The organism is Streptomyces recifensis, from assembly GCF_002154615.1.
GTDB lineage: Bacteria > Actinomycetota > Actinomycetes > Streptomycetales > Streptomycetaceae > Streptomyces > Streptomyces griseoluteus.
Genome location: NZ_MUNH01000036.1, coordinates 1 through 19,125, shown reverse-complemented (window position 1 = coordinate 19,125; position 19,125 = coordinate 1). Strand labels below are relative to the sequence as shown.

The following is a 19,125-nucleotide window of genomic DNA, read 5'->3' as shown; positions in this document are numbered from 1 at the left end:
GTGTTCTGTCTCGCTGGGCTCAGTTCGCGGCCGGGCGGCGGCCGCCACGGCGGTCGGAGCCGCCGGTGCCCGCCGTGCGCTCACCCGGCGCCCTGCGGGCGGTGCCGCGCGCGCCCGCCTTGCCGGGAGCCCCGCCACCGGCGGTACGGCGGCCGGTCGCGCCCCCGCCCTTGGCGCCCTCGGCGCTCGCACGGCGGCCACCGGTCGCACCGGCGCTCGCCGTGCCCGGCTTGGACCGGCCCTCGGGCTTGCGGCCCTGGCCGCCGGTGCCCTCGCCGGCCCCGGCCGGACGGCGTCGGCGGCCGGAGCGGCCGGCGCCCTCGGCGCCGGCACCGGACCTGCGGGCCGGACGCGCCTTCGGGGGCGTGGGCTCCGGGGCGGCGATGACCACGGCCACGCCGGAGGGCTCGCGGGCACCGGTGATGGTGACCAGCTCGGGGGCGCTGGAGGTGACGCGAGCGGTCTTCGGGCGGATGCCGGCGGCCGACATGAGCTGGTTGACCTCCCGCTTCTGCTCGGGCAGCACCAGCGTGACCACGCTGCCGGAACCGCCCGCGCGGGCGGTGCGGCCGCCGCGGTGGAGGTAGTCCTTGTGGTCGGTCGGCGGGTCGACGTTCACGACGAGGTCGAGGTCGTCGATGTGTATACCGCGCGCCGCGACGTTGGTCGCCACCAGCGCGGTGATCTCGCCGGTCTTGAACTGCTCCAGGGCACGGTTGCGCTGCGGCTGGGAGCGGCCGCCGTGCAGGGCGGCGGCGCGGACACCGACCGAGAGCAGGCGCTTGGCGAGCCGGTCGGCGGAGCGCTTGGTGTCCAGGAAGAGGATGACCCGGCCGTCACGGGCCGCGATGCGGGTGGTGACGGCCTTCTTGTCGGTCTCGTCCTGGAGGTGGAGCAGGTGGTGCTCCATCGTGGTGACCGCACCGGCGGACGGGTCCACCGAGTGCACCACGGGGTCGGTGAGGAACCGCTGCACCAGCTTGTCGATGTTCCGGTCCAGGGTGGCCGAGAACAGCATCCGCTGGCCGTCGGGGCGCACCTGCTGGATCAGCCTGGTGATCTGCGGCAGGAAGCCCATGTCGGTCATCTGGTCGGCCTCGTCCAGCACCGTGATGCCGACGTCGTGCAGCACGCAGTCGCCGCGCTCCACCAGGTCGTTGAGGCGGCCGGGGCTCGCCACCAGCACCTCGACACCGCGCCGGAGCGTGGCGGCCTGCTTGGTGATCGACAGGCCGCCGACCACGGTGGCCATCCGGAGGTTGACCGCGGTCGCGTAGGGCGTCAGCGCGTCGGTCACCTGCTGGGCCAGCTCGCGGGTGGGCACCAGGATCAGGGAGAGGGGCGCCTTGGGCTCGGCGCGCCGGCCTGCCGTCCGGGCGAGGAGGGCGAGGCCGAAGGCGAGGGTCTTGCCGGAGCCGGTGCGGCCACGGCCCAGGAGGTCCCGGCCGGCCAGCGAGTTGGGCAGCGTGGCGGCCTGGATAGGGAAGGGGGTGGTCACCCCTTGCGCGGTGAGCGTCTTCAGCAGTGCCGCGGGCATGTCGAGGTCGGCGAACTCAGCGACGGCGGGCAGTGCGGGCGTCGTGCTCTCCGGCAGGCGGAATTCCTGGGGAGCCTGGGGAGCAGACGAGGGCCGGGACGGCGACGAGCCGCGGTTCGGCTTCTGATACCTGCGGGGCATGCGGTTACTGCCTTCCTCAACACAGCACAAACCGGGGTCCGCACCATGACGGTGCGGACCCCGGTGAGCGGAATACGCGTCCCGCAATTAGGCGGGAACGATGTTCTCGGCCTGCGGGCCCTTCTGGCCCTGCGTGACGTCGAAGCTGACCCGCTGGCCCTCCTGGAGCTCACGGAAGCCCTGGGTGGCGATGTTCGAGTAGTGGGCGAAGACGTCCGGACCGCCACCGTCCTGCTCGATGAAGCCGAAACCCTTTTCAGAGTTGAACCACTTGACGGTTCCCTGTGCCATGACTTTCTCCTTCTGATGGCAGAGGCCCCATCCGGAAGATGCCGGAAAACAAAATGCGCCCAAAGAGAAAACATTTCCCGTCAGGCGCACATAAAGTTCATGGGTACCACAACTGCAACAAGAGAAAGACTAGCACACGTGCCGCCCGGCGGCGGGGGTGGCTCTCGCGTCCCGCCGTGTCGGAGTCGATCTTCCGACGCACCATCGACGCCGGTCGGCGGGGGTGGCAGCATCGCGGGGTACGAAGATCGCACGATCACCGACGCCGTGGAGGACCCATGCCCGCCTACGCCGTAGCCCATCTCCGCGAGGCCGCGCCGCACCCCGAGATCGCGGAGTACATCGAGCGCATCACCGCCACGTTCGAGCCGTACGGGGGCCGTTTCCTCGTCCACGGCACCCAGCACGAGGTGAAGGAGGGGGCGTGGGCCGGGCATGTCGTGATCATCGGGTTCCCGGGGATCACCGAGGCGCGGGCCTGGTGGGACTCGCCCGCCTACCAGGAGATCGCCCCCCTGCGCTCCCGGCACATCGCGGGCGACATCGTCCTGGTCGACGGGGTGCCCGAGGGGTACGACCCGGCCACCACGGCGAAGTCGCTGCGTGAGGCGCTCGCCGGCGAGTAGTCGTCCACAGCCGTGACCGGTTGTCAGTGCGAGTTGGTAGAACTTCCTGCGTACGCCGTGGACCGCACACGTTCGCGCCCATCGCACGTCAGGAGCAGCCCGCATGACCATCGGTCACCACGTGGAGGAGCTGTACGGCCTCCCCGCCTTCGCCTTTCCCGGCCCCGACGCGAAGGCCGAGCTGCCCGAGCCGGACGCCGTCGCGTGGCGGGTCGCCGGGGACGTGTACGACGCGGAGGAGGAGTGGGAGGACGCCTTCGCCCGCTTCCTCGCCACCGTGGACACCACCCGGGTGCGGGCGCTGATCGTCGGCGCCTGGACGGAGGCGTACGAGACGGACTCCTCGGCCGTGACAGCGGCGCTGCTCGCCGCCCGCGACCGGCTGCCCGCCCTGCGCGCGCTGTTCCTCGGCGACCTCGTCATGGAGGAGGCCGAGCTCTCCTGGATCCAGCAGAGCGACGTCAGCGGACTGCTCACCGGCTTCCCGGAGCTGGCCGAGTTCGGCGTGCGCGGGGGCACCGGGCTGGAGTTCCCCGCGCTGGAGCACGCCGCGCTGCGCAAGCTGGTCGTGGAGACCGGCGGCCTGCCCGTGGAGGTCGTGCGGGGCGTCGGCGGCAGCGGCCTGCCCGCGCTGGAGCACCTCGAACTGTGGCTCGGCGACTCGATGTACGGCGCCGACACCGCGGTGTCCGACCTGGAGCCGATCCTCTCCGGTACCCGGCTGCCCGCGCTGCGTCATCTGGGGCTGCGCAACAGCGAGATACAGGACGAGATAGCGGCCGCCGTCGCCTCGGCGCCCGTCGTGGCCCGGCTGGAGACGCTGGACCTGTCCATGGGCACCCTGGGCGACGAGGGCGCCGCCGCGCTGCTCGCCGGGCAGTCGCTGACCCACCTGGCCTTCCTCGACCTGCACCACCACTACATCACCGAGCCCCTCCAGCAGCGCCTCCGGGAGACCCTGGAACCGGCGGGCGTCCGGCTCGACCTGAACGAGGACGACGCGGACTCGTACGAGAACGAGGACGGCACCGTGCAGCGCTTCGTGGCCATCGGCGAGTGAGCGTTCTGCCATGAACCGGTGTTTCGCGGTGGTCGGCAACCCCGGTGGCCGCCGGGTGACCCTGTTCGCGGAGGCCGTCAGGGCCGCCGGGCTGCCCACGCCCCGCGTGGTGCCCTGGCTGGACGTACTGCGCGCGGGTGGGGCCCGGTTCGGTGACGGGGAGATCGTCCGCGTGGACTCGCCCGGCGAGGACCCCGAGGTCGACCTCCTCCTGAGGGGCATGCCCGACCCGACCCGCGTGGAGGGCACGGCCCGCTGGTACGAGCGCTTCACGGCGGCCCTGGGCACGCTGCGCGGCGGCATCCGGCTGGACGGCGTCGAGGACGTGGCGGTCATGTTCGACAAGCGGCGCTGTCACGCGGTCCTCTCGGCGGCGGGCGTACCGGTGCCCGCCTCGCCCACCTCCGGCTCGGCCGCTGCCCCGGTGCGCGGCTGGGACGACGTGCGGGCGCTGATGCGGGAGCACCGGATGCCCCGGTTGTTCGTCAAGCCCGCGCACGGCTCGTCGGCCTCCGGAGTGCTCGCCGTCGACTCGGCCGGGCACGGCCGCGTCAGAGCCACCACCTCCGTCGAACTGGACCCCGAAGGCCGGCTGTTCAACTCCCTCAAGGTGCGCCGGTACCAGCGGGAGCGGGACATCGCCGCCATCGTGGACGCGCTCTCCCCGGACGGGCTGCACCTGGAGCGCTGGGTGCCCAAGGCGTCCCAGGGCGGCCGCGCCGCCGACCTCAGGGTGGTCGTGGTGGACGGCCGCGCCACCCACGCCGTGGTCCGCACCAGCGCCGGACCGCTCACCAACCTCCACCTCGGCGGCCGCCGGGGCGACCTGGCCGGGGCCCGGCAGGCGGCGGAGAGCGCGGGCCTTCGCTGGCCGGAGGTGCTCGGGATCTGCGAGCGGGCCGCGGCCTGCTTCCCGGACACCCTCTGCGTCGGCGTCGACCTGCTGCCCGCCGTCGGCTGGCGCCGCGCCTTCGTCGGCGAGGTCAACGCCTTCGGCGATCTGCTGCCCGGGCTCACCGGCCTGCCCGGCGACGGCGCCGAGGGCCTCGACACCTACGCGGCGCAGGTCGCCGCCGCCCTGCGGCGGGCCCCGCTCACCGGGCGGCCCGGCCCGCACCACCCGCACAGAACAGGAACCACCCATGTCAGCGCCTGACCCGGCCCCCGATCGGCTGCCCGAAGTCGCCCCCGGCGTACCGGACATGAACCGGATCGTCGGCAGCCACGACATCCTGCTGGTCACCCTCGACACACTCCGCCACGACGTGGCCGCCGAACTCGCCGAGGCCGGCCGCATTCCGAACCTGGCCCGCCATCTCCCCGGCGGCCGCTGGGAGAAGCGGCACGCGCCGGGCAGCTTCACCTACGCCTCCCACCAGGCCATCTTCGCCGGCTTCCTGCCCACCCCGGCCGAACCCGGCCGCCATCCGCGTCTCTTCGCCGCCGCCTTCGCGGGCAGCGAGACCACGGCCGACGGCACCTTCGTCTACGACACCCCCGATCTGGTCTCCGGCCTCGCCAAGGCGGGCTACCGTACGGCCTGCGTCGGGGGAGTGGGCTTCTTCAACAAGCAGGGCGCGCTCGGCTCGGTGCTGCCCGGACTCTTCGAGGAGTCGCACTGGGAGCCGGAGGTCGGGGTCGCCTCCCCGACCTCCTTCGAGTCCCAGGTGGCCCGCGCCGAGGAGATCGCCGCCCGCACGGCACCGGAGCAGCCGCTGTTCCTCTTCGTCAACGTCTCCGCGCTGCACCAGCCCAACTGGTTCCATCTGCCCGGCGCGAGCAAGGAGGACGGCGACTCCCGCGCCACCCACGCCGCCGCGCTGGAGTACGTGGACCGGCACATCGGCCGCCTCTTCACCGCCATGAGCAGCCGCCGGCCCTGCCTCGCCCTCGTCTGCTCCGACCACGGCACCGCCTACGGCGACGACGGCTGGAGCGGCCACCGCATCGGCCACGAGTCGGTGTGGACCGTGCCCTACGCCCACTTCCTGCTCCACCAGGGCGCCACCCGATGACCCCGGCCACCGCGACCTCCCCGGCCCCGTACCAGAGTTATGTGTACGCCTACCCGCACAAGACCGCGTACCGGAAGCTCGACGACCGGCCGCTGCTGAGAGACCTCTGGGCGGATGAGCCCAAGGACGCGCTCTCGCTCTATCTGCACGTCCCGTTCTGCGAGGTGCGGTGCGGGTTCTGCAACCTGTTCACCCGCATCGGCGCCCCGGACGGTCTCACCGGGGCCTATCTCGACGCGCTGGAGCGGCAGGCGGACGCGGTGCGGGAGGCGCTGGGGGAGCGGGAGCCGGTCCGGTTCGCCACCGCCGCCTTCGGGGGCGGCACGCCCACCTTCCTCACCGCCGCCGAGCTGACCCGGCTCTGCGACATCGCCGAGCACCGGATGGGCGCCGACCTGCGCGCCGTCCCGCTCTCCGTGGAGGCGTCCCCGGCGACGGCCACCACCGACCGGCTGGCCGTCCTCGCCGAGCGCGGCGCCACCCGCCTCAGCCTCGGTGTGCAGAGCTTCGACGACACCGAGGCGCGGGCCGCCGTACGCCCGCAGCGCCGGGCCGATGTGGAGGCGGCGCTCGGCCGGGTGCGGGAGGCGGGGATACCCGTGCTCAACATCGACCTGATCTACGGCATCGACGGGCAGACCGAGCGCACCTGGCTGCGCTCGCTGGACGCAGCGCTGGCATGGCGGCCCGAGGAGCTGTACCTCTACCCGCTCTACATACGCCCGCTGACCGGTCTCGGACGGCGCGCCGACGCCGCCGACCCGGAGTGGGACGAGCAACGGCTCCGGTTGTACCGCGCCGGACGCGACCATCTCCTGGCGCACGGCTACGAGCAACGGTCCATGCGCATGTTCCGGCGCGCCGACGCCCCGGCCGAGGGGCCCGACGACTACGCCTGCCAGACCGACGGCATGATCGGCCTGGGCTGCGGCGCCCGCTCGTACACCTCCGGGCTGCACTACTCCTTCGACTACGCCGTCGGCATGCACGAGATCCGCGCGATCATCGACGACTACACCGCCCGGCCCGCCGCCGACTTCGCGCACGCGGAGTACGGGCGCCGGATGACCGGGGACGAGCCGCGCCGCCGCCATCTGCTCCAGTCGCTGCTCCAGGCGGACGGGCTGGCGGTCGCCGACTACCGCGCCCGGTTCGGCGGCCGTACCCCCGCCGAGGACTTCCCGGCCGAGCTGGCGCGGTTCGAGGAGCTGGGCTGGCTTCGGTCCGGCCCGGTGCTGCGGCTGACACCGCAGGGGCTGGCCCACTCCGACGCGCTGGGCCCCGAGCTGTTCTCCCCCGCCGTGCGGGCCGCGATGGCCGCCTACGAGCGCAAGTGAGCCGCCCGTCATGGACCTGACCCTGCTGTACCGGGGGCCGCTGGCCTCCTGCGACTACGACTGTCCCTACTGCCCCTTCGCCAAGCGCCGGGACAGCCGGGAGCAGCTGCGGGCCGACCGGGCGAGCCTGGAGCGGTTCGCCGGCTGGGCCGCCGACCGCACCGAGGACCGGCTCTCGGTGCTGTTCACGCCATGGGGCGAGGGGCTGGTGCGCTCCTGGTACCGGCGCGCCCTGACCGACCTCTCCCACCGGCCGCACATCCGCCGTGTCGCCATCCAGACCAACCTGAGCTGCCGCACCGACTGGCTCGCCGACGCGGACCGCGACACCCTGGCGCTGTGGTGCACGTACCACCCCGGCCAGACGCCGTACGACCGGTTCCTCGGCAAGTGCCGGGAGCTGGACCGGCTCGGCGTCCGCTACAGCGTCGGCATCGTCGGGCTGCCCGAGCACCTCGACGCGGCCCGACGGCTGCGGGCCGAGCTGCCGGAGCGGGTGTACCTGTGGGTGAACGCGGCCGACGGGCACACCTACGACGACGCGGAGGCCGGGGTGTGGACCGGGATCGACCCGCTCTTCCCGTACAGCCGACACCCGCACGCCAGCGCCGGGCTGCCGTGCCGTACCGGTGAGTCCGTGATCTCGGTCGACGGCGACGGCACGGTCCGCCGCTGCCACTTCGTCCCCGCCGAACTCGGCAACCTCTACGACGGCTCCTACCGGGCCGCGCTCCGCCCCCGCCCCTGTCCGCTGGCCAGCTGCGACTGCCACATCGGCTACGTCCATCTGGAGACCCTGCCGCTGTACGACGTGTTCGCGGGCGGGGTGCTGGAAAGGATTCCGGCCGCCGTCGAATGAATCGGGGCCAAAGGGGCAGCCGGTGCAGGTAAGACCGGCACCGGACGCCGCCGCGGGCGACTTCCGCACCGGGAAGCAGGGGGAGACGGGAGGAGCACGACCCATGGCTCTCGACGGCAAGAGCGTCCTCGTTCTCACGACGAACTACGGGACGGAACAAGACGAACTGCAGAAGCCGGTGGCGGCCCTGCGCGACGCGGGTGCCCGCGTCGTGATCGCGGCCCAGAAGCCGGAGGCCATCGCCACCCTCGTCCTCGACAAGGACCCCGGCGACAAGGTCGAGCCGGACACCACGCTCGCGGAGGCGACGTCGGACGGCTACGACGCGGTGGTGGTCCCCGGCGGCACCCTCAACGCCGACCAGTTGCGCATCGACGAGGACGCACAGCGTCTGGTCACCGCGTTCGCACGGGAGGGCAAGCCGGTGGCGTCGGTCTGTCACGGCCCCTGGCTGCTGGTGAACAGCGAACTCACCGAGGGCCGCGACATGACCTCCTACCAGACGCTGATGGAGGACCTGGTCAACGCGGGCGCCAACTGGACGGACCAGGAGGTCGTGGTCGACACCGAGGGCGGCCACACCCTGATCACCTCCCGCCACCCCGGTGATCTCGACGCCTTTTCCTCCGCGATCATCCGCACCCTGGAGGGCTGAACCCCTCAGGGCCCGCCCGGAGCGGGGCGGTCAGCGGTTCCCCACCGCGGCCGCCCCGCTTCCGCGCGTCAGGGTGCGCTGCACCAGGGACATCACGTCCGCCAAGGAGCGGCGGACACCCAGCGCGGCCCGCGCCGCGTTGGCACCGGGGGCGCCGTGCACCCCGCCGCCGGGGTGCGCGGAGGAGGAGGCGAGGTACAGCCCCCGGACCGGCGTCTCCGGACGGCCGGTGCCCGGGATCGGCCGGAACACCGCCTGCTGGTGCAGGGCGGTGGTGCCGCCGTTGAGGGCGCCCACACTGAGGTTGGCGTCCTCGGACTGGAGCGTGAGCGGCGACAGCACGCGCCGGCTCAGAATCCGGGCGCGGAAACCGGGCGCGAACTGCTCGATCCGCTGCTCCATCCGGTCCGCCATGATCTCCCGCTCGGCCGCGTCCCAGGACCCGGTGAGCCCGGCGTCCCCGGCGTCGCCGCGCACCTCGCGGGGCAGATGGGTGTAGGCCCAGGCGGACTCGGTGCCCGCGGGCGACCGGCTCGGGTCGGCGGTGGTCATCTGCCCCACCAGCAGGAACGGGTTGTCGGGGATCCGCCCCATGGCGATCTGGGCGGCGAACCGGGTGAGGTCGTCCACGCTGTCCGCCAGATGCACGGTGCCCGCTCCGGCCGCCGCCCCGCCCCGCCACGGGATGGTCGAGTCCAGCGCCCAGTCGACCTTGAAGGTGGCGAAGTCCCACTGGAAACGCCGCATGTCCTGGAGGACCTGAGAGGGCAGATGCTCGGGGGCGACCAGTTGGCCGTAGAGGATGGGCGCGGAGACGTCGGCCAGTACGGCGCGCCGGGCCGGGACCGTGTCACCGGCGGCCGTACGGACCGCGACGGCCCGGCCGCGCTCGACCACGATCCGCGTCACCGGCTCCCCGCAGCGGATGACGCTCCCCCGCCGCCGAAGCCGGCTGACCAGCGCGTCCGTGAGGCCGACCGCGCCGCCCACCGGCACGGGAAAGCCGAACTGCTGGCCGAGCATCGACATGATCCAGCCGAAGCCGCCGCCGATCGCCGACTCCGGGCCCAGGTCCGCGTGCAGGGCGTTGCCCGCGAGCAGCAGCCTGGCTCCCTCGCCGTCGAACTCCTCCTCGCCCAGGCGGCGCACCGGCAGCAGCATGGAGCGGGCGAGGCGCAGGGCGCCGCCCCCGCGCAGCTTCAGACCGAGCATGGCCAGCGCCCGGACCGGCGGCATCGTGGTGAACAGGGCCTGGAGGAGGTCGGAGCCGACCCGGTCCCAGGTCGCGTACAGGGCGCGCCAGGCGTGGCCGTCCCCGGGGCAGAGTTTCTCCAGGACCTCGGCGGTGACGTCCACATCCCGGTCGATCACCGCGCAGCGGTCGTCGGCCAGCGGGTGGGCCAGGACGTGCGGGGCGTGCGTCCAGCGCAGCCCGTGGTCCTCCAGCCGGAGTCCGTCGATCACCGGGGAGGCGGCGGCCAGGGGGTAGAAGGAGCTGAAGACGTCGCTGACGAAGTCGGGGTGGACTCCTCGGTCGCTGTACACGGCACCGCCGGGACGGTCCTGGGCCTCCAGCACCTCCACGCTCCAGCCCTGGTCCGCGAGCAGGTTGGCCGCGACCAGCCCGTTCGGCCCGGAGCCGATGATCACCGCGTCACTCATGGTCCGCCTCCTCGGCGCCGGGGGGCCGCGGACTCTGCCGCTCGACGACCTTGGCCAGCCGGCTCAGCATGTCCCGGTGCCGGAGCTGGATCACGGCGTCGAGCACGACGTTGTGCAGCTTGCCGCCCAGCCCGCTCAGCGGATGCTCGTCCACGATGACGAGGGAGTCGTCGCCCCAGTCGCGTACGTCGATGGCGATGCGCGCGTTTCCGAAGGGGGCCCTGGCCTCGAGCTCCAGACACCGTGGCGGCTCGTAGCGGCGCACCACGGTGTATCCGTCGACGCGGCACGGGCCGAGCTTGATGTTGTAGGCGAGGGAGGAGCCCAGCTCGGGCCAGTTGCCCTCACGGGGTGCCGTCTCGTGGGTGCCCACGACCCAGTCCGCGTAGCAGGAGGGCTCTTCGAGCACCTTCCAGACGGCGGCCGGTGGACGCCGGATGAGCTGGTACCGGATGGCCACGGTTTCCTCCTTCGCGCAGCATCCGGCGCGGGCCGGGAATGCCCGCGCACTGCCGCACGAGTAACCCGGTGACCACGGATCACGCGTGCCCGCCCCGAACGGATGACCCGAGCGCCCGCCGGAAGGGCGGGCCGGTCCGGCCGGCCTAGAAGTGGGTCTCCTTGGCCGGGACCAGCCTGGCCCCCATGTTGCGCTCCATCATCTCCAGCGCGGCCGACTCCAGATGGGGGTGGATGGAGGCGACGGCGTCGGGGGGCACCGTGACGTCCAGGTGGCGGATGTGGGCGTCCAGCGCGGAGTACAGCACGCACTGTTCGGTGACCTGGCCGCACAGCACCACGTGGCGGACGCCCAGTTGCCACAGCAGATACGTCATCGGCGTCTCGTAGAAGATGGAGTGGCGTGCCTTCATCACGAACATCGAGGCGTCGTCCGGGAGGACGGGCTCGACGAGCTCGCGGTGCGGGCCGGCCAGCGCGGTCTCGACCAGTTCGCCGTGGTGGGAGCGCCACTGGCCGAAGTTGTCATTGGCGTAGATCACCGGCGCCTCCGCCGCGCGGGCGCGGGCGATCAGGTCGGCCACCACGGGCACCACCCGCTCGGCCGAGGGCACCAGCAGCTCCGCGTCCGGGTGCTCGTACGTGCTGATCATGTCGATCACGATCAGTGCGGGGGTATCCATCTCGCTCCTCTCCGTCTGTCTCCGGCCGAGTACCCGCTTCCCGGCAGTGGTGTGAAGTCGCGCCGTGGGGTACCCGGCAGACGCCTCGCACGAAGCGACGAGAAGGGAGGCCCGTGATGGCGCAGCAGGTGCGCGACATCATGACCAGCGAACTCGTGACCGTGGAACCGCAGGCGTCGGTGGCGTCCGTGGCCCGGCTGATGCGCGACGAGGACGTGGGCACCGTCCTGGTGACCGAGGACGGGCAGCTGAAGTGCCTGGTGAGCGACCGCGATCTGGTGGTACGCGCCTTCGCCGAGGGTGTGGACCCCGATCGGACCACCGTGATCGAGGCCGCCTCGGCGGACCTGGTCACCATCGGACCGGACGAAAGCGTGGACCACGCCGTGGAGTTGATGCGCGAGCACGCCGTCCGCAGGCTGCCCGTGGTGGAGGGCGACGAGGCGGTGGGCATCATCGCCCTCGGCGACCTGGCCATCGAGCGGGACGAGACCTCGGCGCTCGGCGACATCAGCGCGGCCAAGCCGAACAACTGACGGGCCGGGCCTTCGCCCGGCGGCTGGATCGACAGCCGCCGGGCGAAGGGCGTCAATGGGCCGCGGCGCCGAACTCGGCATGCTGGGTACGCAGCGCCACCGCGGAGTCCTCCTCGGGCGGCCGGCCGTACCGCAGCCGGCGCGCCTCCTGCCGGGCCTCCCGCATCAGCTCACGGAACTCCTCCTCCGTGAGCCGGCGCCGAGGCCGGGGAAGATTCGCTTCCGCGGGTACCTCGCTGTCCCGTTCTTCCGGCATCTTCGCGTCCCCCCTCACACCTGCGTCGGATCCATCGGCCACGGCGTCCGCCGGCCGGCCCGCTCCGCCGCTTCCCAGCGCCGGCACGCCCGCACCACCAGACCCACGAGCCCCGCCACGGTGAGCAGCCACACACCCGCGATCGCCCAGGTCAGATACGACTGCCGCAGGACGATGTCGAGGCCGAGCAGCGTGAGGGTCACCACCGCGCCGAGGGCCACCCACAGCACGAACGCCCGGCGCCGTGCGCGCCGCGCCCAGGTCGCCGGCCGGCTGGAAACGCGCATGGTGCGCAGCCGCCCGGCGAACGCCTCGTCGTTCACGCCCTGCTCTATCTCGGCCAGTATGCGTAGTTCCTGCGGGGTAAGGCTTGGTGCGCCCACCGTGAACACTTCCTCTGAGCTGTTGGTATGACCGGGTGCGGGTATCCGTCTGCTTTGTCCTGAAACGTGAAAGTTTCAATTTCCTGTGCCGTGTTCCGCGACCACCCGCACGGTCTTCAGTCCGGGGTCGGCCGCGTCCGGGAGGTTCATGCCCGCCCGGACGCCGGTGACGAGGTAACGCAGCACGGGCTCGGTGAGCCGTTCGCCCGGCAGCACGGCCGGGATGCCCGGCGGATACGGCGTGATCATCTCGGCGGCGATGCGCCCCGCCGCCTGCTCCACCGGCACGTCGGTGTGGTCGTCGAAGTAGGCGTCACGCGGCAACGCTGCCTGGTCCATGCGCAGTTCCTCCGGCGCAGGCACGTCCACCCGGGGCGCGTCGCGCAGGCTGTCGGCGTGCCGCACCAGGTCGTTCAGTGCCGTCAGCAGCCGGTCGGCCGTCTCGGTGTCGTCGGCGTGGGTGAACTGGGCGCTGATCCGCCGGTGGTCGAAGAGGTGCAGGTCGATGTGGTGGTGCTCGCGAATCCAGTCACCGGCCCGGTAGCCGGTCGTGCCGAGTGCGCCGATGTCCATGACGGCGGGCAGCGGGTCGAAGTCGGCGGCGAGGCCGGGACCGCAGAAGTCGTCCGCGTCGTTGACGTGGATGCCGTCGATGGACTCGATCTCCTCCCGGACCCGGCGGGCGAGTCCGAGGGCGCGGCCCATCAGCTCCTCCCCGTGCTGCACCATCTGCCGCCGCCAGGCGTCCATCCCCGCGTACAGCAGCACGCTGGGGCTGGTGGTGCCGAGGAGGTCGGCGCGGGAGGCCAGCTCGGCCGGGTCGATGAGATCACCCTGGAGGTGGAAGACCGACCCCTGCTCCAGCCCGCTGCCCATCTTGTGGACGCTGGTGACACAGACGTCCGCCCCGGCGTCCATCGCCCAGCTCGGCAGGTCGTCGTGGAAGGGCAGATGCGCGCCCCACGCCTCGTCGACGATGAGCGGCTTGCCCCGGCGGTGGCAGACGTCGGCGATGGCGCGCAGGTCCGCCGCCGCGCCGTACGGCGTCGGGCTGGTGACCAGGGCGCCGTCCGCCTCGGGATGCTCGGCGAAGGCCCGCTCGTAGGCGTCGGCGGACGGCGGATGGGCCAGGTGCCGCTCCGCGTCCCACTGGGGCTCGACCCACACCGGGCACACCCCGGAGAGGATCAGCCCGGCGATCACCGACTTGTGGGCGTCCCGGCCGACGAGCAGCCTGCGGTGCGGGCGGGTCACGGCCAGCATCGCCGCCTTCACCGACAGCGAGCTGCCGCAGGTGGAGAAGAAGGTGTGCTCGGCGCGGACCGCGTCCGCCATCAGCGCCTCGGCCCGTTCAAGGACACGGCCGCCGCTGAGCCTGCTGTCCAGGCCGCCGCTGGCCAGGACGTCCCCGGCGTACACGGCCTCGCCCAGCACGGCCACCGCCCGCGGATCGGCTCCGCGTGCCTGCTTGTGGCCGGGCGGGGTGAAGCCCAGCTCCTTGGCCGCGTGGTATTCGGTCAGCGCGTCGAGTACGGGTGCTTCCTCGTGGTCGAAGGCCATGTGTCCCGGAGTTCCCGGTCGTCTGCCGGTCATGCCCGCATCGCGGAGGCACATCCGGGGCGCCTCCGGGTACCCGAGCGGACGGCACGAGGCAGGACGCCGAGGAAAGCCGAAGGAAAGGAAGACACCATGTCCGACGCCGACCGTACGAAGCGGCCCACCACCGCGGTGGGGGAGACGCTGCGGGAGATCGCCGACGCCGGGAAGCCCGAGACGCCGAAGAAGCGGGCGGAGGAGCGGCGGCACCAGGGGGAGGGGGCGGACGCGATCACCCCGAACACCGGCGCCCAGCGGGAATCGCAGGGCGACTGAGCCAGGGCACGGGCCCGGCGGCGGGCGGTACGTCTCCCGCAGTACGTTTCAGGAGATGAACGTGGCTTCGCCGCCGGGCCCGCCCACGCGCGCGATTCGGGAAATCCGGCGACCGGGTGCCGGTGGAAGGGCCCCGCGACACCGCAGCAGGAATCAACGTGTGAACTCTGCCGGCTTGGGAACCCCGTGACAGTGCCGCCCCGAGCGGCGGACCGCGGAGCGAGCCACGTTCCGCATCGCTCCTGCGATCACTTCACATCCGCAGCTCCCCACACCTCCCCGTGCGAGCGCGCGTCTCCCCCTCCTCAGTGACGGTCCCGCCCCCTGGCGTACGGACCGGTGCGACTCGGCGCGGGACCGAGGACTCCCATGACTGATGCCACGCCTTCCACACCCTGGCGGCGCGCCGTGGTGACCGGCGGTGCCGGTTTCCTCGGCAGCCATCTGTGCGAGCACCTCGTCGAGCAGGGCGTCGCGGTCGACTGCGTCGACAACCTGTCGTCCGGCTCCCGCGCCAACATCGCCCATCTCGTCGGCCGCCCCGGCTTCCGGTACTACGAGCAGGATGTGTGCGCCGACGGCGCCCCGGACCGGCTGCCGGGCCCCTACGACCTGGTGCTGCACTTCGCCTGCCCCGCCTCCCCGGCCGACTACCTCCGCCTGCCGCTGGAGACCCTGGACTGCGGGAGCCTCGGCACCCGCAACATGCTGGCCGTGGCGGAGCGGGACGACGCCCGCTTCCTGCTGGCCTCCACCTCCGAGGTGTACGGCGACCCCCTGGTGCACCCCCAGCGCGAGGACTACTGGGGAAACGTCAACCCGGTCGGCCCGCGCAGCGTCTACGACGAGTCGAAACGGTTCTCCGAGGCGCTGGTCACCGCCCATGTGGGCGCCAACGGCGCGGACGCGGGCATCGTCCGCCTGTTCAACACCTACGGCCCGCGCATGCGCCCGCTGGACGGCCGGGCCGTGCCCGTCTTCGTCTGCCGGGCCCTGGCGGGGGAGCCGCTGCCGGTGGCCGGTGACGGCAGCCAGACCCGGTCGCTGTGCTACGTCGACGACACGGTGGACGGCATCATGCTGGTCGCGGCCAGCCGGTCGGTACGGCCGGTCAACATCGGCGGCACCGACGAGGTGACCGTCCGCGACATCGCGCTGCGCGTGGTGGAACTCGCCCGCTCCAGTTCCCGGATCGAGTACGTGGACCGGCCCGCCGACGACCCCCAGCGCCGCCGCCCCGACACCACCCTGGCGCGCGAACTGCTCGGCTGGACCCCGCAGGTGCCCTGGGAGGAGGGCATCCGGCGGACCATCGATCACTTCGCCGCGGCCCGCTTCGGCGCGCCCGCGCCCGCCCAGCCGCCGGCCTCGCCCAACGGCGACCACCCGGAGCCGTACGGGCACCCCGCGCCGAGCCGCCTGCCCTCGTAAGCCCTGCGTTCCATCCCCCCAGCTCAACGGAGGCACCGCATGCGCGTCCTCGGCATCAACTCCCTCTTCCACGACCCGGCCGCCGCCCTGATCGTCGACGGCCGTGTCGTGGCGGCGGCGGAGGAGGAGCGGTTCAGCAGGCGCAAGCACGGAAAGCGCCCGGTGCCCTTCTCGGCCTGGGAACTGCCGGAGCTGTCCGCCCGCTGGTGCCTGGACCGCGCCGGGCTCGACCCCTCCGCGCTGGACGCCGTCGCCTACTCCTACGACCCCGAACTGGCGCGCCCAGCCGACCGGTTGGGCCTCGACGACCCCTGGGACCGGCTGCGGCAGGAGTACGCCCGCGAGGCCCCCGGCTTTCTGGCCGAGGTACTGCCGGGACTCGACCCGGAGCAGGTGCGCTTCGTCCCCCACCACGTGGCCCATGCCGCCTCCGCCGGCCAGGCGTCCCCCTACCCCGACTGCGCCGTCCTGGTGCTGGACGGCCGTGGCGAATGCGGCTCCCACCTGGCCGGCCGCTACACCGGCCGCCGCCTCGACGTACTGGCCACACAGTCCCTCCCCGACTCGATGGGCCTGTTCTACGAGGAACTCACCGAGCACCTCGGATTCCTGCGCAGCAGCGACGAGTTCAAGGTGATGGCGCTCGCCTCCTACGGCAAGCCCCGCTTCCTCGACGAACTCCGCGGCTACGTCGGCACGGACGGCGAGGGACGGTTCCGGGCCCGCTCGGTGCCCTGGGCCGAGCTCGCCCCGGCGCGGCCCGCCGGGGAACCGTGGACCGAGGAGCACGCCGACCTGGCCGCCAGCGCCCAGGCCTGCCTGGAGGAGGTCCTGCTCGGCCTCGCCCGGTGGCTGCACGAGCGCACCGGCGACCGGGTGCTCGCCCTCGCCGGGGGCGTCGCCCTCAACTGCGTGGCCAACACCCGGCTGCACCGCGAGGGCCCCTTCGACACCGTCTGGGTGCAGCCCGCCGCCGGGGACGCCGGTACCGCGCTCGGCGCCGCCCTGCACGTCGCCCACCTCGAGGAGCCGGTGGAGGCGATGCCGACCGCCGCGCTCGGCCGGGAGTGGAGCGTGCCCGAGCTGCGCGCCTGGCTGGAGCGGGCCGCCGTGCCGTACGAGGAGCCCGAGGACATCGCGGAGACGGTCGCGGAGGAACTCGCCCGCGACGGCATCGTGGCCTGGTTCCAGGGGCGCAGCGAGTACGGGCCGCGCGCGCTGGGGCACCGGTCGCTGCTGGCCCACCCCGGCCGCGCCGCCAACCTCGAACGCCTCAACGCGGTCAAGGGGCGCGAGGAGTTCCGGCCCGTCGCGCCGATGGTGCTGGCCGAACGCGCCCCCGAACTCTTCGACGGCCCGCTGCCCAGCCCGTACATGCTCTTCGTGCACGACGTCGCCGAGGCGTGGCGGGAGCGCATCCCGGCCGTGGTGCACGTGGACGGCACCGCGCGCATCCAGACCGTGGACCGGGCCGAGGAGCCCCTGGTGGCCCGCATGATCGAGGGGTTCGAGCGGCGCACCGGGCTGCCGCTGGTGGTCAACACCAGCCTCAACACCGCCGGACGGCCGATGGTCGACGATCCGCGAGACGCGCTGGAGTGCTTCGGGTCCGCCCCCGTGGACCTGCTGGCCCTCGGGCCGTTCGCCGTCCGGCGCGCGGAGGTCTTCGCATGACGGCCGCCCCCGCCTACAGCGTCGTCGTCCCGACGATCGGCCGCGCCTGCCTCGCCGACTGCCTGCGCGCGCTGGCCGGGGCCACCGGGCACCCGCCCGAGGAGATCGTCGTCGTGGACGACCGTCCCGACCCCGCCGGGCCGCTGCCGCTCGCCGCCGCCGGTGTGCTGCGGGAGCGGGTGCGCGTGCTCGGCACCGGGGGCCGGGGACCCGCCGCCGCCCGCAACACCGGGTGGCGTACGGTGCGCACGCCTTGGACCGTCTTCCTGGACGACGACGTCCAGGTGCTCCCCGACTGGTCCCGCCGTCTCGCCGACGATCTCGCGCGGGCCGGCAGGGCCACCGGAGGCATCCAGGGCCGGCTGTCCGTGCCGCTCCCGGCGGGGCGCAGGCCCACCGATTTCGAACGCGGTACGGCGGGGCTGGAGGGGGCCGCCTGGGCCACCGCCGACATGGCGTACCGGACGGCCGCGCTCGCCGCCGCCGGCGGCTTCGACGAACGGTTCCGCCGCGCCTTCCGGGAGGACGCCGACCTCGCGCTGCGGGTGCTGGCGGCGGGCTGGACGCTGCACCGGGGCGGGCGCACCACCCGGCATCCGGTGCGGGCCGCCGACCCCTGGGTCTCGGTGCGGGCGCAGCGCGGCAACGCCGACGACGCGCTGATGAACCGGCTGCACGGCCGCGACTGGTGGGCCCGCGCGCAGGCGCCCCGTGGACGGCTGCCGCTGCACGCGCTGGTCACGGCGGCCGCGCTCGCCGCTCCCGTCCTCGCGCTCGCCGGGCGGCGCCGGGCCGCCGCACTCGCCGGGGCCCTCTGGGCGGCCGGCACGGCCGAGTTCGCCCTCGCCCGCATCCTGCCCGGCCCGCGCACCCCGCGCGAGACCGCGACCATGGCCGCGACCAGCGTCGTCATCCCTCCGCTCGCCGTCGGCCACCGGCTCACCGGCCGGATACGGCACCGCAACGCCGCACCGCTGAGGAGGGTGCCATGAACCGCCGGGACACCCCCGCCGCCGTCCTCTTCGACCGCGACGGCACCCTCGTCGCCGACGTTCCCTACAACGGCGACCCCGGCCGGGTCCGGCTGCTGCCGGGCGCCCGGCGGGCCGTGGACCTGCTGCGCGCCGCCGGGATCGCCACCGGTGTGGTGAGCAACCAGTCGGGCGTCGGCCGGGGCCTGATCTCCGACGCCGCCGTGCGCCGCGTGAACGCCCGCGCCGACGAACTGCTCGGCGGCCTCGGCGTCTGGGTCTACTGCCCGCACACCCCCGACGCGGGCTGCGACTGCCGCAAACCCCGGCCGGGCCTGGTGCTCCGGGCCGCCGAGGCCCTCGGACAGGCGCCGGCCGACTGCGTGGTCATCGGCGACATCGCCGCCGACGTGCGGGCCGGCCGGGCCGCCGGAGCCCGCGCCATCCTCGTCGCCAACGCGGCCACCCGGCCCGAGGAGGCCGCGGCGGAACCCGACACCGCCGTTGACCTGCTCACGGCGGTACGGTCGCTGCTGCCCCCGGAGGGGGGTGAGCGGAGATGACGGCACTGGTCGTCCGGCTCGACAGCTTCGGTGACGTGCTGCTCGCCGGGCCCGCCGTGCGCGCGGTCGCCGAGCACCACGAGCACGTCGCCCTGCTCTGCGGCCCGCGCGGGG

21 protein-coding genes and 1 pseudogene are annotated in these 19,125 nt (G+C 73.4%); 14 read left to right on the top strand and 8 right to left on the bottom strand.

Translation table 11 applies throughout. The annotated features are described in order from the left end of the window. Positions 1-19: 19 nt before the first annotated feature. Positions 20-1,678 carry a DEAD/DEAH box helicase gene (locus tag CCN33_RS02390; protein ID WP_086690550.1) on the bottom strand — a complete coding sequence of 553 codons (1,659 nt, stop codon included), beginning with the start codon at positions 1,676-1,678 and terminating at the stop codon, positions 20-22. A gap of 87 nt (positions 1,679-1,765) precedes the next feature. Beyond that, positions 1,766-1,969 (bottom strand): cold-shock protein, encoded by a 204-nt coding sequence (locus tag CCN33_RS02385; protein ID WP_007502648.1) that lies wholly within the window; start codon positions 1,967-1,969, stop codon positions 1,766-1,768. A 278-nt stretch (positions 1,970-2,247) separates the two neighbouring features. On the opposite strand from CCN33_RS02385, the gene CCN33_RS02380 reads away from it, so the two are divergent. The 7 genes from CCN33_RS02380 (at position 2,248) to CCN33_RS02350 (ending at position 8,521) form a co-directional block, all read left to right on the top strand. After that, positions 2,248-2,595 carry a DUF1330 domain-containing protein gene (locus CCN33_RS02380; protein WP_086690548.1) on the top strand — a complete coding sequence of 116 codons (348 nt, stop codon included), beginning with the start codon at positions 2,248-2,250 and terminating at the stop codon, positions 2,593-2,595. Between the two features lie 103 nt (positions 2,596-2,698). Next, positions 2,699-3,655: an STM4015 family protein gene (locus tag CCN33_RS02375; protein ID WP_086690546.1), complete on the top strand. Its 957-nt coding sequence runs from the start codon at positions 2,699-2,701 to the stop codon at positions 3,653-3,655. A gap of 10 nt (positions 3,656-3,665) precedes the next feature. Continuing rightward, a complete protein-coding gene (locus tag CCN33_RS02370) occupies positions 3,666-4,811 on the top strand; it encodes an STM4014 family protein (protein ID WP_086690544.1) in 1,146 nt (381 codons plus the stop codon). 46 nt (positions 4,812-4,857) lie between these two features. Next, entirely contained in the window at positions 4,858-5,670 is an 813-nt protein-coding gene (locus tag CCN33_RS02365) for an STM4013/SEN3800 family hydrolase (protein WP_086690564.1), read from the top strand. Next, positions 5,667-7,007, top strand: a complete 1,341-nt coding sequence (locus tag CCN33_RS02360; protein ID WP_086690542.1) for an STM4012 family radical SAM protein — start codon at positions 5,667-5,669, stop codon at positions 7,005-7,007. The genes CCN33_RS02365 and CCN33_RS02360 overlap by 4 nt, the downstream gene beginning before the upstream one ends. 10 nt (positions 7,008-7,017) lie before the next feature. Then, a complete protein-coding gene (locus tag CCN33_RS02355) occupies positions 7,018-7,866 on the top strand; it encodes an STM4011 family radical SAM protein (RefSeq protein WP_086690540.1) in 849 nt (282 codons plus the stop codon). 103 nt (positions 7,867-7,969) lie between these two features. Then, entirely contained in the window at positions 7,970-8,521 is a 552-nt protein-coding gene (locus CCN33_RS02350; RefSeq protein ID WP_086690538.1) for a type 1 glutamine amidotransferase domain-containing protein, read from the top strand. 30 nt (positions 8,522-8,551) lie between these two features. Here CCN33_RS02350 and CCN33_RS02345 read toward each other — a convergent pair whose 3' ends face one another. The 3 genes from CCN33_RS02345 to CCN33_RS02335 all read right to left on the bottom strand — a co-directional run bounded on the left by CCN33_RS02345 (position 8,552) and on the right by CCN33_RS02335 (position 11,325). Further along, complete coding sequence (locus CCN33_RS02345; protein ID WP_086690537.1) at positions 8,552-10,183, bottom strand: phytoene desaturase family protein; 1,632 nt, start codon at positions 10,181-10,183, stop codon at positions 8,552-8,554. After that, complete coding sequence (locus CCN33_RS02340) at positions 10,176-10,643, bottom strand: SRPBCC family protein (protein WP_086690535.1); 468 nt, start codon at positions 10,641-10,643, stop codon at positions 10,176-10,178. The genes CCN33_RS02345 and CCN33_RS02340 overlap by 8 nt, the downstream gene beginning before the upstream one ends. Before the next feature lie 145 nt (positions 10,644-10,788). Continuing rightward, positions 10,789-11,325, bottom strand: a complete 537-nt coding sequence (locus CCN33_RS02335) for a cysteine hydrolase family protein (protein WP_086690533.1) — start codon at positions 11,323-11,325, stop codon at positions 10,789-10,791. 116 nt (positions 11,326-11,441) lie between these two features. On the opposite strand from CCN33_RS02335, the gene CCN33_RS02330 reads away from it, so the two are divergent. After that, complete coding sequence (locus CCN33_RS02330; RefSeq protein WP_086690531.1) at positions 11,442-11,861, top strand: CBS domain-containing protein; 420 nt, start codon at positions 11,442-11,444, stop codon at positions 11,859-11,861. A 52-nt stretch (positions 11,862-11,913) separates the two neighbouring features. On the opposite strand, the gene CCN33_RS02325 is transcribed toward CCN33_RS02330, so the two are convergent. The 3 genes from CCN33_RS02325 to CCN33_RS02315 all read right to left on the bottom strand — a co-directional run bounded on the left by CCN33_RS02325 (position 11,914) and on the right by CCN33_RS02315 (position 14,060). Then, entirely contained in the window at positions 11,914-12,117 is a 204-nt protein-coding gene (locus tag CCN33_RS02325; protein ID WP_140394452.1) for a hypothetical protein, read from the bottom strand. Positions 12,118-12,131: 14 nt separating this feature from the next. After that, on the bottom strand, positions 12,132-12,500 hold the full coding sequence (locus CCN33_RS02320) for a hypothetical protein (RefSeq protein ID WP_140394451.1): 369 nt from the start codon (positions 12,498-12,500) through the stop codon (positions 12,132-12,134). Between the two features lie 75 nt (positions 12,501-12,575). Beyond that, positions 12,576-14,060 (bottom strand): aminotransferase class I/II-fold pyridoxal phosphate-dependent enzyme, encoded by a 1,485-nt coding sequence (locus tag CCN33_RS02315; protein ID WP_086690525.1) that lies wholly within the window; start codon positions 14,058-14,060, stop codon positions 12,576-12,578. Positions 14,061-14,189: 129 nt separating this feature from the next. Here CCN33_RS02315 and CCN33_RS02310 point away from each other — a divergent pair, with 129 nt between their 5' ends. The 6 genes and pseudogenes from CCN33_RS02310 to CCN33_RS32675 form a co-directional block, all read left to right on the top strand. After that, entirely contained in the window at positions 14,190-14,372 is a 183-nt protein-coding gene (locus tag CCN33_RS02310; protein ID WP_086690523.1) for a hypothetical protein, read from the top strand. 369 nt (positions 14,373-14,741) lie between these two features. After that, on the top strand, positions 14,742-15,803 hold the full coding sequence (locus CCN33_RS02305; RefSeq protein ID WP_086690521.1) for an NAD-dependent epimerase/dehydratase family protein: 1,062 nt from the start codon (positions 14,742-14,744) through the stop codon (positions 15,801-15,803). 39 nt (positions 15,804-15,842) lie between these two features. After that, positions 15,843-17,477, top strand: a complete 1,635-nt coding sequence (locus CCN33_RS02300; RefSeq protein ID WP_086690519.1) for a carbamoyltransferase family protein — start codon at positions 15,843-15,845, stop codon at positions 17,475-17,477. Further along, on the top strand, positions 17,474-18,469 hold the full coding sequence (locus CCN33_RS02295) for a glycosyltransferase family 2 protein (protein ID WP_086690517.1): 996 nt from the start codon (positions 17,474-17,476) through the stop codon (positions 18,467-18,469). The genes CCN33_RS02300 and CCN33_RS02295 overlap by 4 nt, the downstream gene beginning before the upstream one ends. Next, positions 18,466-19,011 carry a D-glycero-alpha-D-manno-heptose-1,7-bisphosphate 7-phosphatase gene (locus tag CCN33_RS02290; RefSeq protein ID WP_086690515.1) on the top strand — a complete coding sequence of 182 codons (546 nt, stop codon included), beginning with the start codon at positions 18,466-18,468 and terminating at the stop codon, positions 19,009-19,011. Before CCN33_RS02295 ends, CCN33_RS02290 begins: the two co-directional genes overlap by 4 nt. After that, positions 19,008-19,125 (top strand): annotated as a pseudogene (locus CCN33_RS32675) (glycosyltransferase family 9 protein); the annotation flags it as partial. The gene CCN33_RS02290 and the pseudogene CCN33_RS32675, both read left to right, overlap by 4 nt.

What these genes read in the sequence shown, in the direction of transcription:
- CCN33_RS02390 (WP_086690550.1), bottom strand. Translation starts at nt 1,678, where the DNA reads ATGCCCCGCAGGTATCAGAAGCCGAACCGCGGCTCGTCGCCGTCCCGG.
- CCN33_RS02385 (WP_007502648.1), bottom strand. Translation starts at nt 1,969, where the DNA reads ATGGCACAGGGAACCGTCAAGTGGTTCAACTCTGAAAAGGGTTTCGGC.
- CCN33_RS02380 (WP_086690548.1), top strand. Translation starts at nt 2,248, where the DNA reads ATGCCCGCCTACGCCGTAGCCCATCTCCGCGAGGCCGCGCCGCACCCC.
- CCN33_RS02375 (WP_086690546.1), top strand. Translation starts at nt 2,699, where the DNA reads ATGACCATCGGTCACCACGTGGAGGAGCTGTACGGCCTCCCCGCCTTC.
- CCN33_RS02370 (WP_086690544.1), top strand. Translation starts at nt 3,666, where the DNA reads ATGAACCGGTGTTTCGCGGTGGTCGGCAACCCCGGTGGCCGCCGGGTG.
- CCN33_RS02365 (WP_086690564.1), top strand. Translation starts at nt 4,858, where the DNA reads ATGAACCGGATCGTCGGCAGCCACGACATCCTGCTGGTCACCCTCGAC.
- CCN33_RS02360 (WP_086690542.1), top strand. Translation starts at nt 5,667, where the DNA reads ATGACCCCGGCCACCGCGACCTCCCCGGCCCCGTACCAGAGTTATGTG.
- CCN33_RS02355 (WP_086690540.1), top strand. Translation starts at nt 7,018, where the DNA reads ATGGACCTGACCCTGCTGTACCGGGGGCCGCTGGCCTCCTGCGACTAC.
- CCN33_RS02350 (WP_086690538.1), top strand. Translation starts at nt 7,970, where the DNA reads ATGGCTCTCGACGGCAAGAGCGTCCTCGTTCTCACGACGAACTACGGG.
- CCN33_RS02345 (WP_086690537.1), bottom strand. Translation starts at nt 10,183, where the DNA reads ATGAGTGACGCGGTGATCATCGGCTCCGGGCCGAACGGGCTGGTCGCG.
- CCN33_RS02335 (WP_086690533.1), bottom strand. Translation starts at nt 11,325, where the DNA reads ATGGATACCCCCGCACTGATCGTGATCGACATGATCAGCACGTACGAG.
- CCN33_RS02330 (WP_086690531.1), top strand. Translation starts at nt 11,442, where the DNA reads ATGGCGCAGCAGGTGCGCGACATCATGACCAGCGAACTCGTGACCGTG.
- CCN33_RS02325 (WP_140394452.1), bottom strand. Translation starts at nt 12,117, where the DNA reads ATGCCGGAAGAACGGGACAGCGAGGTACCCGCGGAAGCGAATCTTCCC.
- CCN33_RS02315 (WP_086690525.1), bottom strand. Translation starts at nt 14,060, where the DNA reads ATGGCCTTCGACCACGAGGAAGCACCCGTACTCGACGCGCTGACCGAA.
- CCN33_RS02310 (WP_086690523.1), top strand. Translation starts at nt 14,190, where the DNA reads ATGTCCGACGCCGACCGTACGAAGCGGCCCACCACCGCGGTGGGGGAG.
- CCN33_RS02305 (WP_086690521.1), top strand. Translation starts at nt 14,742, where the DNA reads ATGACTGATGCCACGCCTTCCACACCCTGGCGGCGCGCCGTGGTGACC.
- CCN33_RS02300 (WP_086690519.1), top strand. Translation starts at nt 15,843, where the DNA reads ATGCGCGTCCTCGGCATCAACTCCCTCTTCCACGACCCGGCCGCCGCC.
- CCN33_RS02295 (WP_086690517.1), top strand. Translation starts at nt 17,474, where the DNA reads ATGACGGCCGCCCCCGCCTACAGCGTCGTCGTCCCGACGATCGGCCGC.
- CCN33_RS02290 (WP_086690515.1), top strand. Translation starts at nt 18,466, where the DNA reads ATGAACCGCCGGGACACCCCCGCCGCCGTCCTCTTCGACCGCGACGGC.